Raw genomic sequence first — 12,185 nt, forward strand, 5'->3', positions numbered from 1 at the left:
ACGGCGACCACCGAGATCTACACAGAGTAGATCGTCGGCAGCGTCAGATGTGTATAAGAGACAGACCCAGGCCCACGCCACCCCCAGCCCCGAACCCCACCCGTACACGGGCCCCACGGAGCCCACGGCCCCCACCGAGTGCTACGCCGGCCACACCGCGACGAACGCCGCGACGAACACCGGGACGACCGGCAGCGACGCCCTCGCCACCGAGACGGACGCCGACGTCACACACCGCCCGTCAGGACCCGCTCCCGCCACCGCCCCCGCTCCCCGTGCCGCCGCCTCCCCGCCGGCCGACTGCCTTCAGTGCGGGGAACCCACGGAGTACCCGGTCGAGCAGCCCGGCATCGTGCTCTGCCCCGTGTGCGAATGGCAGGAGGCCCAGCGCTCCGCCTGCTCCGGCTGACGCCCACCGACGGCCCGCTCACTGCCCCGCGTCAAGTCACCGCCTCAATCCCCCCAAGGCCCCGTCACCGCGAACGTCGTGCCCGGGGTGTAGCAGTTGACGTACATGGTGCGGTGGTCGGGGGCGAACGTCACGCCCGCGAACTCGCCCCATTCCGGCTTCTCCGGGGTGCCGATGTTCTGCCGGCCGCGTGCCATCGCGTAGACCTCGCCGCGGCGCGTGAGGCCGAAGACGTGCTGGGCGCCGTCGCCGTCCTCGCACACCATCAGGCCGCCGCTGGGGGCGAGGCAGATGTTGTCGGGTGACTCGCCGGGCAGTTGGAGGTCGCTGTCCGGGCCGAAGACCACGACTTGGGTGAGCCGGTGCCGTTGGGGGTCGTACTTCCAGACCTGGCCGTAGTGGTCGGCCGCCGAGCCGGCGGCGCGGTGCGCGAAGCTGGAGACGAAGTAGACGCAGGAGCCGCCCCAGTAGCAGCCCTCCAGCTTCTGGGCGTGGGTGATGCCGCCGCGGCCGAAGTCCTGGAAGCGGATGGGGGTGTGGCGGGCCAGCGGGTCGGGGACGTCGACCCAGGTGACGTCGTCGAACGTGGTGCCCGGCTCCTGGATGGTGGACAGGTCGGGCACGCCGGGGACCCGCAGCGCCTGGAGCCGCCCGCCCGCCCGCAGGGAGCCGCGGCCGCCCCGTGGCTTTTCCGGCAGGAAGCGGTAGAAGAGGCCGAAGGGCTTGTCGAAGGCGTCCTCGGTTTCGTAGACCGTGCCGGTGCGGGGGTCCACGGCGATCGCCTCGTGCTGGAAGCGGCCCATCGCGGTCAGCGGGACGGCGCCGGTGCGCCGCGGGTCGTACGGATCGACCTCGAAGATGAAGCCGTGGTCCTTGGTGTAGTTCTCCTCGCCGGCCCGCAGCTCGGTCTCCTCGCAGGTCAGCCAGGTGTTCCAGGGGGTGGGGCCGCCCGCGCAGTTGGTGGAGGTGCCGGCGATGGCGACCCGTTCGGAGCGCACGGTGTTGTCCGGGCCGAGTTCCAGGGCCGTACAGCCCCCCTCGCCACCGGGGTCGTAGGTCAGATCGCGGACCCGGGGGACGGCGGAGCGGGAGTTCGTACGGTTCTCGTGGTTGCGGACGAGGTACGCGCCGCCGCGGCGGCCACGCGAGCCGGCAGCAGCGGGAGAGCCGGGGAAGGCGGCCATGCCGTCGCAGTTGCTGGGCACCTTGCCCTCCCCTGAGTGCAGCGGGTCGCCCTCCTTGGAGAGGACCTTGTAGCGGAAGCCCTTGGGGAGGTCGAGCAGGCCGTGCGGGTCGGGGACCAGCGGGCCGTAGCCGCGCCGCCCCATGCTGTCGGCGGTCGCGGTCCCCGCGAAGATCTCCGTGAGGCTCCCGGCGAAGGCGAGGGACGCCCCCAACGCACCGGTTCCGGCGAGGATCTGACGTCGTGTCGCGGACATGGGCAACTCCCTGTTGGCGGACAGGTGACGTGACCCGCTCGTGTGTAGCACGCACCCGGCCCGGCGGGAACCAGGCGGCGCGACGGGGCGCCGCCGGTGTCGCCTTCGCGTGCCCCCTCAGCGCTCCCCGTCCGCCGCGTCGCCGGTGCCGCCGTGATGGGCGACCAGGGGCAGGAAGATGTCGTCTACGAGCGCCGTGACGGCGGCCTGCGACGGCGCTTGACGGGTGATCAGCATCTCGCCGGCCACCAGGGAGACCGGCAGGGTGGCGACCCGGGCGGGAATGCGGGACGGGTCGGTCTCCCCGCGCCGCGCCGCGCGGTCGAGCAGCTCCGCCATGGCGCCCCCGTCGTCGCCGCGTGAGCGCTCCGCCAGGTAGTCGTCGAGGTCGCTGCCACGGGTGCGGTTGTCGGTGAGCACCTCCAGGACGGGCGTGATCTCCGTCAGGCGGGCGGTGATCTGGCCGAGCAGGGCGAGGACGTCGGTGCGCAGCGCCCCGGTGTCCGGCACCGGCGGCGGCAGCGGCGGCGTCCGGTGGCGCAGCGCGGCGAGGACCAGGTCGCGGCGGTGCGGCCAGCGGCGGTAGAGCACGGTCCGGCTGGTGTGGGCGCGGGCCGCCACGCCCTCGTAGGTCAGCTCCTGGTAGCCGACGGCGAGCAGCTCCTCCCAGGTGGCGTCGAGCAGCGCGGCTTCCAGCGCGGCACCTCTGCGGCGGCGTCCCGGGGGCGGTGGCCCGTCGTTTACATCTTTAGGCACGCCATGTATCTTACGGTCCAGATAAGATACGCGACGAACCTTAAGGAGTCCGATGCGCGGCAAGGGCGTGCAGTACGACACCGGAACGTTCCCCAACGGCGACACCAGCCGCCCGGAGTTCGACCCGCGCGTCGTGGCGCGGGAGATGCAGATCATCGCCGAGGACCTGCACTGCAACACCGTCCGCATCACCGGCGGCGACCCCGAACGGCTCAGTGTGGCGGCCGAGTTCGCGGTCGCCGCCGGGCTGGCGGTCTGGTACTCGCCGTTCCCCTGCGAGATGACCGAGCAGGAGATGCTGCCGTACTTCGCCGAGTGCGCCGACCGGGCGGAGGTGCTGCGCCGCGGCGGGGCCGACGTCGTGCTGGCGACCGGCTGCGAGCTGAGCGTGTTCGCCCGCGGCTACCTGCCCGGCGACACCTTCAGCGACCGGATGGCATCGCTGGGCGCCGCGCCGGAGGTGCGGCAGGCGGCGCTCGCGCCGATACCGGAGCGCCTCAACGCCTACCTCCAGGAGGTGGTCGGGACGGTCCGGCCCCGCTTCGGCGGCCCGATCGGCTACGCCTCGATCCCCATCGAGCACATCGACTGGACGCCGTTCGACGTGGTCGGCGCCGACGCCTACCGCAGCACCCGCAACGCCGACAGCTACCGCGCGGACCTCAAGGAACTCTTCGTGCACGGCAAGCCGGTCGTGATCACCGAGGTGGGCTGCTGCACCTTCCGCGGCGCCGGCGACCTCGGCGCGGCCGGCTGGCTGGTGGTCCAGCCGGACGGCACGGTCAAGCCGGGGACCATACGGGACGAGGGCGAGCAGGTCCGCTACATGGACGAGCTGCTGCCGCTCTTCGCGCAGGAGGGCGTGGACACCACCTTCTGGTTCAGCTTCGCCGGGTACGCGCTGCCGCACCGCGAGGACCCGCGGACCGACGCGGACCTGGGCTCGTACGGGATCGTCAAGATGCTCGACGGAGTGCCGGCCCGGACCTATCCCGGTATGCCCTGGGAGCCGAAGGAGGCGTTCCACGCCCTGGCCCGGCACTACCGGGGCGCCGGGCACCCGGCGGCCGGGGATCTGTCCGGCCCCGGCCCGCTGGGCGAGTCCTAGGCGGTGCCCTCGACCAGCGGCTTGGCGTCCCGGGCCAGGGCCGTCAGCCGGGAGATCGCCCGGAAGTACTTCTTGCGGTAGCCGCCGCGCAGCATCTCCTCGCTGAACAGCTCGTCGAACGGCTTGCCGGAGGTCAGGACGGGCACCTCGCGGTCGTAGAGCCGGTCCGCGAGGACCACCAGCCGCAGCGCGGTCGACTGGTCGGGTACCGCCTGGACGTCGGTGAGGCAGACCGCGTCGATGCCGTCGCACATGGCGCCGTAGCGGCTGGGGTGCACCTTCGACAGGTGCTCCAGGAGGGAGGGGAAGTCGTCGAGCGAGGCACCGGGCGTGCGGTACGCCGTACGGGTGACGGTTTCGTCGTCGTACGGGGCGGGCGCCTCGGGCAGGCCGCGGTGGCGGTAGTCCTCGCCGTCGATGCGCAGCGGGCGGAAGTGCGCGCTCAGGCCCTGGATCTCGCGCAGGAAGTCGGCGGCGGCGAACCGGCCCTCGCCGAGCTTGCCGGGCAGGGTGTTGGAGGTGGCGGCCAGCGCCACGCCGGCGTCGACCAGCTTGCCGAGCAGGGTGGAGACCAGCACCGTGTCGCCGGGGTCGTCCAGCTCGAACTCGTCGATGCACAGCAGCTTGTGCTCGCCGAGCGTGCGGACGGTCTGCTGGAAGCCGAGCGCGCCGACCAGGTTCGTCAGCTCGACGAAGGTGCCGAACGCCTTCCGCTCGGCCGGGGCGGGGGTGGCGTGCCACAGGGAGGCGAGCAGGTGGGTCTTGCCGACTCCGTAGCCGCCGTCCAGATAGACACCGCGCGGGCCCTTGGGCGCCACCGGCTTCTTCGCGAACCAGCGGCGCTTGGCGCTGCCGGCGGCCGCCCCCGCGTCGATGCCGTCCGCGAAGTCGCTCAGGACCTGGACGGCCTCGGCCTGGCTGGGCTGCGCGGCGTCCGGGATGTAGGTGTCGAAGCGGGCGCCCTGGAAGCGCGGCGGCGGCACCATCTCGGCGACCAGGCGGTCGGCCGGGACGTGCGGGGCGCGGGCGGTGAGCGCGGCGGGCGCGGTGTCCTCCCCGGCGGCCGGGGATCCGGCTATCGGGTCGGGCTGCGGGGAAGCGGGCTGGGAAGGTGACACAGCGCTCCAGCCTATCTCCTCGGCGGTATCCGCCGGTCCGCCGGGCGAGGCATGTCACACTGCCGCCATGCGACGCCTGTTCCCCCTCCCCGTCCAGCCCGCGTCCGCCCCCGGCGGCAGCAACTCCGAGGTCGCGGCCACCGGCCCCGCCGACCGGGAGTGGACACTCGCGGAGCTGGCCGATGCGTACGCGTATCCCGCGCCGGACGATCCGGCGCTCTCGGGGCGGTCCGGATGGCTGCGGGCCAACATGGTGTCCTCCGTCGACGGTGCGGCCCACCACGAGGGCCGCTCGCAGCCGCTGTCCGGCGCCGCCGACATGCGGATCTTCGGGGTGCTGCGCGGGCTCGCGGACGCCGTGGTCGTGGGCGCCGAAACGGTCCGCAAGGAGGGCTACCGGCCGGCCCGGGCCCGGGAGGCGTTCGCCGCGCGCCGGGCCGCCGCCGGTCAGGGCCCGGCCCCGGCCATCGCCGTGGTCACCGCGGGCCTGGGGCTGGACTTCACGCTGCCGCTGTTCACCGAGCCGCTGGTGCCCACCGTCGTCCTGACCGGTGCGGGCGCGCCGGCGGACCGGGTGGCCGCGGCCCGGGCGGCGGGCGCCGAGGTGCTGTTCGCCGGGGAGGGACTGGGCGTCGACCCGGCCCGGGTGGCCGGGGTGCTGGCCGAGCGGGGGCACACCCGGTTGCTGACCGAGGGCGGGCCGATGCTGCTGGGGCAGTTCGCGGCGGCCGGCGCGCTGGACGAGATGTGTCTGACGCTGGCCCCGGTGGTCGCGGTGGGCGAGGCACCGAGGATCATGAACGGGCCCGCCGTCCCGGTTCCCGAACGGTTCGCTCTGGCGTCCGTATTGGAGGACGCCGGGTTCCTGTTCACTCGTTACCGTCGGTCCTGAAATCAGCGGAATTATCTGTTCCGCTTAGCTTCCTTTGGGCACACTAAAAGCCAACAGTCCCGTGTGGCGACGGGGCAGGATGGTTTCTGTCGGGCGCCGCGCAACGTGGCGTCCTCAAGAGAAGAAGGGCGTCCGTCGTGTTCACGAGCGTATTGATGATCGAGAAGCCTCTGACGCCCGCGGACGTGGAGTTCGTGACCACCCTGCACGGTGACGACCCGCTCTCGTTCGTCGTCCTCATGCAGCCTCGCGGCAAGCAGGACGTACTGCTGAGGGCCATCGACGACGTCGCTCTCGGCGAGTTCGACGACGCCGTCAGGGAGGGCGAGGAGCCGGCCGGGGCACAGGCGGAGGCCCCCGCCGGGCTGGCCCTGGCACACACCCTGCAGGCGCTGCGCGACGCCGGCGCGCAGGCCATCGGCCAGGTGGTCGAGGACCATCCGCTGGACCTGCTGCGCTCGGTCGTCGACGAGACCGGCGCGGACGAGGTGATCGTGCTGACCGCCCCGCACTTCGTCGAGGAGTTCTTCCACCGCGACTGGGCCTCCCGCGCCCGCCACAAAGTGGGCGTACCGGTCCTCAAACTCTTCTCGCACGCGGCGGACGACCAGCCCCAGGGGACGGCCGGGGGCTGACCGCCGCCGCCGGCGTCACGGACGGGCGGCCCCCACCGGGCCCAGCCGCCCGTCCCGCACCTCCGTGATCTCGTCCGCCGCGTCCAGGTGCGCGTGGTCGTGGGTGACCAGCACCGTCGCGGTGGCGCGCTGATGGGTCAGGGCCAGCAGCAGGTCGAGGACGGCGGCGCCGCGCTCGTGGTCCAGGGCGCTGGTCGGCTCGTCCACCAGCAGCACCGCGGGCTCGTTCATCAGCGCCCGGGCGATGTTGATCCGCTGCCGCTGGCCGCCCGACAGCTGGTGCGGCCGCCGGTCGGCCTGCGCCTCCAGGCCGACCGCCGCCAGCAGCTCCCGTGCCCGGCCGCGCGCCTTACGGGGCGAGCGGCCGTCCAGATGGGCCATCACCTGGAGCTGCTCGGCGGCCGTCAGGGAGGGCAGCAGATTCGGCTGCTGGAAGACGGTGCCGACACCCGAGCGGCGCAGCGAGGTCAGCTCCGCGGGGGAGAGGCCGGTGGTGTCCGTGCCGTCGATCACCACCCGCCCGCGGTCCGGGCGGATCAGCGTCGCGGCGACCGCGAGCAGGCTGGACTTCCCGGACCCGGACGGCCCGATCACCGCGGTCAGGCACCCGGCGGGCACGGACAGCGAGACGTCGTCCAGCGCGGTCAGCCGCGCCTCGCCGTCGGGGTAGGTGAGGGTGACATCGGTCAGTTCGAGGCTCATCGGGCACTTCCCAGGGCGGTCAGCGGGTCCACGGACGTGATGCGGCGAATGGCGAGCGCGGCCCCGACGGCGCCCAGCGCGATCATGATCAGGGCCGGGAACAGCAGGGTGGACGGGTCGAGGACGAACGGCACGGTGCCGCCGACCGCACCGCCCACCCCCGCCGCCAGGGCGGTGCCCAGGCCGGTACCGAGCACCAGCAGGACGACGGCCTGGCCGAGCGCGTCGCGCAGCAGCCAGCCGGTCGAGGCCCCCAGCGCCTTCAGCACGGCGACGTCGCCGCTGCGCTGGATGGTCCACACGGTGAAGAACGCGCCGATGACCAGCGCGGAGATCGCGAACAGGAAACCGCGCATCAGCTCCAGCGAGCCGTGCTCGGCGGCGTACGAGCCGATGGCCTCCAGCGCGTCCTCGCGGGTGACGGTCTTCGTGCCGAGCCTGCGGTCGGCGGAGGCCAGATCGGCCGCCGGGGTGGTGGCGAGGGCGAGCACCGTGGCGCCCACGGAGGAGCCGGAATCGCCGGCTTTCCCGGGAGCACCCGAGAGCGCCCGCCAGTCACCGGACGACGTCCAGACCACCGGGGTGTGGCTGTACATCGCCGCGCCCGCCACCGCCGCGACCCGCACCTCGCGGCCGCCCAGCGTGATCCGCGCCCCGGCCCGCACCCCGAGCGCGGTGGCGGCCTTCCCGGACAGCACCACGGCACCGTCAGCGATCCGCCGGTCCGGGGCCAGCGGCGATCCGGGACGAACCCCGAACGCCGACACCGCGGCGGTCCGCCCGCCGGCCCCGGCCTTCGTCGTCGCGATCCCCAGCGGCTCCGCGCTCCGTACGCCCGGCACCCGCGCCCACTCCCGTACGGTCCGCTCCGGCAGCCGCGAATCGGCGAAGGCGACCTTGCCGTCCCCGGCGGGCGCAGAGAAGACCAGGTGGTCGGCGGGCAGCCCGGTGACGGCTGAGGTGTTCTCCCGGCCCAGGCCCGCCGTCAAGCCGGACAACAATCCCACCAGCACCGTGATCAGCACGATCACGGTGCCCATCAGGGCGAACCGCCCCTTGGCGAACCTCAGGTCTCTCCAGGCGACGAACACGGGCTTGGCCATCCTCGGATCGGGGCGCCGGACCCACTGCCCGGCGGCTCGCCCCACCGTCGCCTCCCGGCGAGGCCCCGGGCATCGCGCCGCGGAGGGGTTCCCCGGCATCGAAAGGTGCGCCCCGGCATCAATCCTTCGGTTGATGCCGCAGGTCGGGCGGGCCCTTAGCCTGAAGGGGCCGTGACCGAAGAAGCCGTGACCGCCCACTCCCTCACCCCCGTCCTGCGGGTCCTGCGCAGCTGCCTGCATCTGATGGTGGCCGCGCTGCTCGCGCTGGCCTCCGTCCGCGCGGTCGTGGACCACGCCCCGCACGCCCCTGCCGTTCTGCTCACCGCCGCCGCGCTGTTCGCGGTGTACGCCGTCGGCCCCCGGCTGCCCCGCGTGCGCACCTCCACCGGTGCGGCCGCGCTCTGGCTGGCCGCCGTGGCCCTGGTCTGGCTGGTGCTGCTCGCCCTGACCCCGGACGGCGTCTGGCTGGCCTTCCCGCTCTTCTTCGTGCAGCTGCACCTGCTGCCGCTGCGCTGGGCGCTGCCCGCCGTCGTGGCCACCACCCTCGCCGCCATCGCCGGTTTCGCCCGGCACACCCACAGCCTCGGCGTCGGTACGGTCCTCGGCCCCGCCCTCGGCGCCGCCGTCGCGGTGGCCGTCGTCCTGGGGTACGAGGCCCTCTACCGGGAGAGCGAACAGCGCCGCCGTCTCATCGAGGAGCTGACCGAGGCCCGCAGCGAACTGGCCGCCGCGGAGCACGCAGCCGGTGTGCTCGCCGAGCGCGAGCGGCTGGCCCGCGAGATCCACGACACCCTCGCCCAGGGCCTGTCCAGCATCCAGCTGCTGCTGCGGGCCGCCGAACGCGTCCTGCCGCAGCGGCCCGAGGCGGCCCTCGGCCACGTCCGGCAGGCCCGTACGGCCGCCGTCGACAACCTCGCCGAGGCACGCCGGTTCGTCCGCGCGCTGACCCCGCCCGACCTGGAGACGGGGTCGCTGCCCGCCGCCCTGGAGCGGCTGTGCGCCACCACCGCCCGTACCTCCGGCCTCGCCGTGCACTGCCAGGTCTCCGGCGCGCCGACCCCCCTGCCCACCCCGCACGAGGTCGCCCTGCTGCGCATCGCCCAGTCCGCGCTCGCCAACACCGTCCAGCACGCCGCGGCCGCCCGCGTCGAGCTGACCCTCAGCTACATGGACACCGAGGTCGCCCTGGACGTCGTCGACGACGGCGCCGGGTTCGTGCCCGCCGACGTGCCCGCCCCGGGCTCCGCGCGGGCCGGCGGCAGCGGCTTCGGCCTCGCCGCGATGCGCGCCCGGGCCCGCGCCCTGCAGGGCACCCTCGCCGTCGAGTCCGCCCCGGGGGAGGGCACCGCCGTCGCCGTCACCCTGCCCTGCGCCGCGGCGCCCGCCACCCCGGAGGCCGCCTCGTGACGCCGTCCCCCGTCCGGCTGCTGCTCGCCGACGACCACCCCGTCGTGCGCGCCGGGCTGCGCGCCGTGCTGGAGACCGAACCGGACTTCGAGGTGGTCGCCGACGTGCCCACCGCGGAACGGGCGGTCGAGCTCGCGGCCGGCGGCGGCTTCGACGTGGTCCTCATGGACCTGCAGTTCGGCGGCCGGATGCTGGGCTCGCAGGCCACCGCCGCGATCACCGCCCGCCCCGACGCGCCCCGCGTCCTGGTCCTGACCACGTACGACACCGACGCCGACATCCTCGCCGCCATCGAGGCCGGCGCCACCGGCTACCTGCTCAAGGACGCCCCGCCGGAGGAGCTGGCGGCCGCCGTGCGCACCGCGGCGGCCGGCAAGTCCGCGCTCGCGCCCACCATCGCGCTGCGCCTGATGGACCGGATGCGCACCCCCGCCACCGCCCTCTCCCGCCGGGAGACCGAGGTGCTCCAGCTCGTCGCCGACGGCCTCTCGAACGCCGCGATCAGCAAGCGGCTCTTCCTCAGCCAGGCGACCGTCAAATCCCACCTCGTCCACATTTACGCGAAGCTGGGCGTGGACTCCCGTACGTCCGCGGTCGCCGCCGCCACCGCGCAGGGGCTGATCCGCCGCTGAAAACCGGCGCGCCGACCGCCCGCGCGGGACCGGGCACGGGCCGTGGCCCGGCGCTGTCGGTGCCGGGTGCGAGAATCATCGACAGCACCACAGCTCGCGATGATCGACGATCAGGGAGACGCACCATGGCATCCGCCGTCCCAGCCTCGATGGACCGGCCGCACTTCATCGGCATCGGTGGAGCCGGCATGTCGGGCATCGCCAAGATCCTCGCGCAGCGCGGCGCCCAGGTGGCGGGCAGCGACGCCAAGGACTCCGCGACCGCCGAGGCGCTGCGCGCCCTGGGCGTCACGGTCCACCTCGGCCACGCCGCCGAGCACCTCGCCGCCGACGCCACGAGCGTCGTGGTCTCCTCCGCGATCCGCCCGGACAACCCGGAGCTGGCCGCCGCCCAGGAGCGCGGCATCCCGGTCGTGCACCGCTCCGACGCCCTCGCCTCCCTCATGGACGGCCTGCGCCCCATCGCGGTGGCGGGCACCCACGGCAAGACGACCACGACGTCCATGCTCGCCGTCTCGCTCGGCGCCCTCGGCCTGAAGCCGTCGTACGCCATCGGCGGTGACCTCGACGCACCGGGCTCCAACGCCGAGCACGGCGCCGGCGACATCTTCGTCGCCGAGGCAGACGAGAGCGACCGCAGCTTCCACAAGTACGCCCCCGAGGTCGCGATCATCCTCAACGTGGAGCTGGACCACCACGCCAACTACGCCTCGATGGACGAGATCTACGAGTCCTTCGAGACGTTCGTCGGCCGTATCCGCCCCGGCGGCACCCTGGTCATCTCCGCCGACCACGCCGGCGCCCGCGAGCTGACCGAGCGGATCTCCGGCCGCCACGACATCGAGGTCGTCACCTACGGCGAGGCCAAGGACGCCGACGTGCGCATCCTCAAGGTCAACCCCCGCGGCCTGACCAGCGACGTCACGGTCACGCTCACCAGCGGCAAGATCCTCACCTTCACGGTCTCCGTCCCCGGCCGGCACTACGCGAGCAACGCCGTCGCCGCCCTGGCCGCCGGCGTCGCCCTGGACCTGCCGCCGCACAACCTCGCCTCCGCGCTCGGCAAGTACACGGGCGTCAAGCGCCGCCTCCAGCTCAAGGGCGAGGCGGCCGGCGTCCAGGTCATCGACTCCTACGCCCACCACCCCACGGAGATGACCGCCGACCTGGAAGCCATCCGCGGCGCCGCGGAGGACGCCCGGGTGCTGGTCGTCTTCCAGCCGCACCTCTTCTCCCGTACCCAGGAGCTGGGCGCGGAGATGGGCCAGGCGCTCGCCCTCGCCGACGCCTCCGTGGTCCTGGACATCTACCCGGCCCGCGAGGACCCGATCCCGGGCGTCACCAGCGAGCTGATCATCGACGCGGCGCGCGCCGCCGGCGCCACCGTCACGGCCGTGAGCGACCAGGCCCGCGTCCCGGACGTGATCGCCGGAATGGCCGGGCCCGGTGACCTTGTTCTCACCATGGGCGCGGGCGATGTGACCGACCTCGGCCCCGCCATCCTGACCCGCCTGGGCAGCTGAGCTGAGGAGGCACCCCAGATGCCGTACGAGATCGACAAGCCCGACGAGCAGTGGCGCACCGAGCTGACCCCGGCCGAGTACCGCGTACTCCGCCAGGCAGGCACCGAGCCCGCGTTCGTCGGGGAGTACACCGACACCAAGACCACCGGCGTCTACTCCTGCCGCGCCTGCGGTGCCGAACTCTTCCGCTCGGACACCAAGTTCGAGAGCCACTGCGGCTGGCCGTCCTTCTACGACCCGAAGGACAGTGACGCGGTCGAGCTCATCGAGGACCGCTCTCACGGCATGCTCCGCACCGAGGTCCGCTGCGCCCGCTGCGGCTCGCACCTGGGGCACGTCTTCGCGGGCGAGGGCTACCCGACGCCGACGGACCAGCGGTACTGCATCAACAGCATCTCGCTGCGGCTGACGCCGGACGAGGGCTGAGGTGCCGCGGGGGCCCGGCCGGGCCCCCGCGGCCG

The 12,185-nt window shown here is 73.7% G+C and carries 13 protein-coding genes; 8 read left to right on the top strand and 5 right to left on the bottom strand.

Annotation, left to right across the window (positions count from 1 at the left end; genetic code table 11):
* Nucleotides 1–49 precede the first annotated feature (49 nt).
* Complete coding sequence (locus OO62_RS27180) at nucleotides 50–409, top strand: hypothetical protein (RefSeq protein WP_033270247.1); 360 nt, start codon at nucleotides 50–52, stop codon at nucleotides 407–409.
* A gap of 44 nt (nucleotides 410–453) precedes the next feature.
* Here OO62_RS27180 and OO62_RS27185 read toward each other — a convergent pair whose 3' ends face one another.
* The gene (locus OO62_RS27185; RefSeq protein ID WP_033270248.1) at nucleotides 454–1,848 is read right to left on the bottom strand and encodes an alkaline phosphatase PhoX; all 1,395 of its coding nucleotides are present in this window, start codon (nucleotides 1,846–1,848) and stop codon (nucleotides 454–456) included.
* Nucleotides 1,849–1,965: 117 nt separating this feature from the next.
* Nucleotides 1,966–2,604, bottom strand: a complete 639-nt coding sequence (locus tag OO62_RS27190) for a TetR/AcrR family transcriptional regulator (RefSeq protein WP_063739058.1) — start codon at nucleotides 2,602–2,604, stop codon at nucleotides 1,966–1,968.
* A gap of 52 nt (nucleotides 2,605–2,656) precedes the next feature.
* On the opposite strand from OO62_RS27190, the gene OO62_RS27195 reads away from it, so the two are divergent.
* Complete coding sequence (locus OO62_RS27195) at nucleotides 2,657–3,712, top strand: glycoside hydrolase family 113 protein (protein WP_051733640.1); 1,056 nt, start codon at nucleotides 2,657–2,659, stop codon at nucleotides 3,710–3,712.
* Here OO62_RS27195 and zapE read toward each other — a convergent pair.
* Entirely contained in the window at nucleotides 3,709–4,830 is a 1,122-nt protein-coding gene (zapE, locus tag OO62_RS27200) for a cell division protein ZapE (RefSeq protein WP_206738439.1), read from the bottom strand. The two genes, OO62_RS27195 and zapE, sit on opposite strands and share 4 nt — an antisense overlap.
* Before the next feature lie 67 nt (nucleotides 4,831–4,897).
* On the opposite strand from zapE, the gene OO62_RS27205 reads away from it, so the two are divergent.
* The gene (locus OO62_RS27205) at nucleotides 4,898–5,722 is read left to right on the top strand and encodes a pyrimidine reductase family protein (RefSeq protein ID WP_033270249.1); all 825 of its coding nucleotides are present in this window, start codon (nucleotides 4,898–4,900) and stop codon (nucleotides 5,720–5,722) included.
* Nucleotides 5,723–5,877: 155 nt separating this feature from the next.
* Nucleotides 5,878–6,357 (top strand): hypothetical protein, encoded by a 480-nt coding sequence (locus OO62_RS27210; RefSeq protein WP_033270250.1) that lies wholly within the window; start codon nucleotides 5,878–5,880, stop codon nucleotides 6,355–6,357.
* A 15-nt stretch (nucleotides 6,358–6,372) separates the two neighbouring features.
* Here OO62_RS27210 and OO62_RS27215 read toward each other — a convergent pair whose 3' ends face one another.
* Nucleotides 6,373–7,059 (bottom strand): ABC transporter ATP-binding protein, encoded by a 687-nt coding sequence (locus OO62_RS27215; RefSeq protein WP_033270251.1) that lies wholly within the window; start codon nucleotides 7,057–7,059, stop codon nucleotides 6,373–6,375.
* Nucleotides 7,056–8,150, bottom strand: a complete 1,095-nt coding sequence (locus tag OO62_RS27220; protein WP_033270252.1) for an FtsX-like permease family protein — start codon at nucleotides 8,148–8,150, stop codon at nucleotides 7,056–7,058. The genes OO62_RS27215 and OO62_RS27220 overlap by 4 nt, the downstream gene beginning before the upstream one ends.
* A 183-nt stretch (nucleotides 8,151–8,333) precedes the next feature.
* On the opposite strand from OO62_RS27220, the gene OO62_RS27225 reads away from it, so the two are divergent.
* From OO62_RS27225 to msrB, 4 genes are all read left to right on the top strand, one after another.
* Nucleotides 8,334–9,569 carry a sensor histidine kinase gene (locus tag OO62_RS27225; RefSeq protein WP_228332559.1) on the top strand — a complete coding sequence of 412 codons (1,236 nt, stop codon included), beginning with the start codon at nucleotides 8,334–8,336 and terminating at the stop codon, nucleotides 9,567–9,569.
* The gene (locus tag OO62_RS27230; protein ID WP_033270253.1) at nucleotides 9,566–10,201 is read left to right on the top strand and encodes a response regulator; all 636 of its coding nucleotides are present in this window, start codon (nucleotides 9,566–9,568) and stop codon (nucleotides 10,199–10,201) included. The genes OO62_RS27225 and OO62_RS27230 overlap by 4 nt, the downstream gene beginning before the upstream one ends.
* A gap of 125 nt (nucleotides 10,202–10,326) precedes the next feature.
* A complete protein-coding gene (gene murC, locus OO62_RS27235; protein ID WP_033270254.1) occupies nucleotides 10,327–11,724 on the top strand; it encodes a UDP-N-acetylmuramate--L-alanine ligase in 1,398 nt (465 codons plus the stop codon).
* Between the two features lie 18 nt (nucleotides 11,725–11,742).
* Entirely contained in the window at nucleotides 11,743–12,150 is a 408-nt protein-coding gene (gene msrB, locus OO62_RS27240; RefSeq protein WP_033270255.1) for a peptide-methionine (R)-S-oxide reductase MsrB, read from the top strand.
* Nucleotides 12,151–12,185: the final 35 nt, after the last annotated feature.

Source organism: Streptomyces lydicus, assembly GCF_000717345.1.
Taxonomy (GTDB): domain Bacteria; phylum Actinomycetota; class Actinomycetes; order Streptomycetales; family Streptomycetaceae; genus Streptomyces; species Streptomyces lydicus.

What these genes read in the sequence shown, in the direction of transcription:
- OO62_RS27215 (WP_033270251.1), bottom strand. Translation starts at nt 7,059, where the DNA reads ATGAGCCTCGAACTGACCGATGTCACCCTCACCTACCCCGACGGCGAG.
- OO62_RS27205 (WP_033270249.1), top strand. Translation starts at nt 4,898, where the DNA reads ATGCGACGCCTGTTCCCCCTCCCCGTCCAGCCCGCGTCCGCCCCCGGC.
- OO62_RS27210 (WP_033270250.1), top strand. Translation starts at nt 5,878, where the DNA reads ATGATCGAGAAGCCTCTGACGCCCGCGGACGTGGAGTTCGTGACCACC.
- OO62_RS27185 (WP_033270248.1), bottom strand. Translation starts at nt 1,848, where the DNA reads ATGTCCGCGACACGACGTCAGATCCTCGCCGGAACCGGTGCGTTGGGG.
- msrB (WP_033270255.1), top strand. Translation starts at nt 11,743, where the DNA reads ATGCCGTACGAGATCGACAAGCCCGACGAGCAGTGGCGCACCGAGCTG.
- murC (WP_033270254.1), top strand. Translation starts at nt 10,327, where the DNA reads ATGGCATCCGCCGTCCCAGCCTCGATGGACCGGCCGCACTTCATCGGC.
- OO62_RS27195 (WP_051733640.1), top strand. Translation starts at nt 2,657, where the DNA reads ATGCGCGGCAAGGGCGTGCAGTACGACACCGGAACGTTCCCCAACGGC.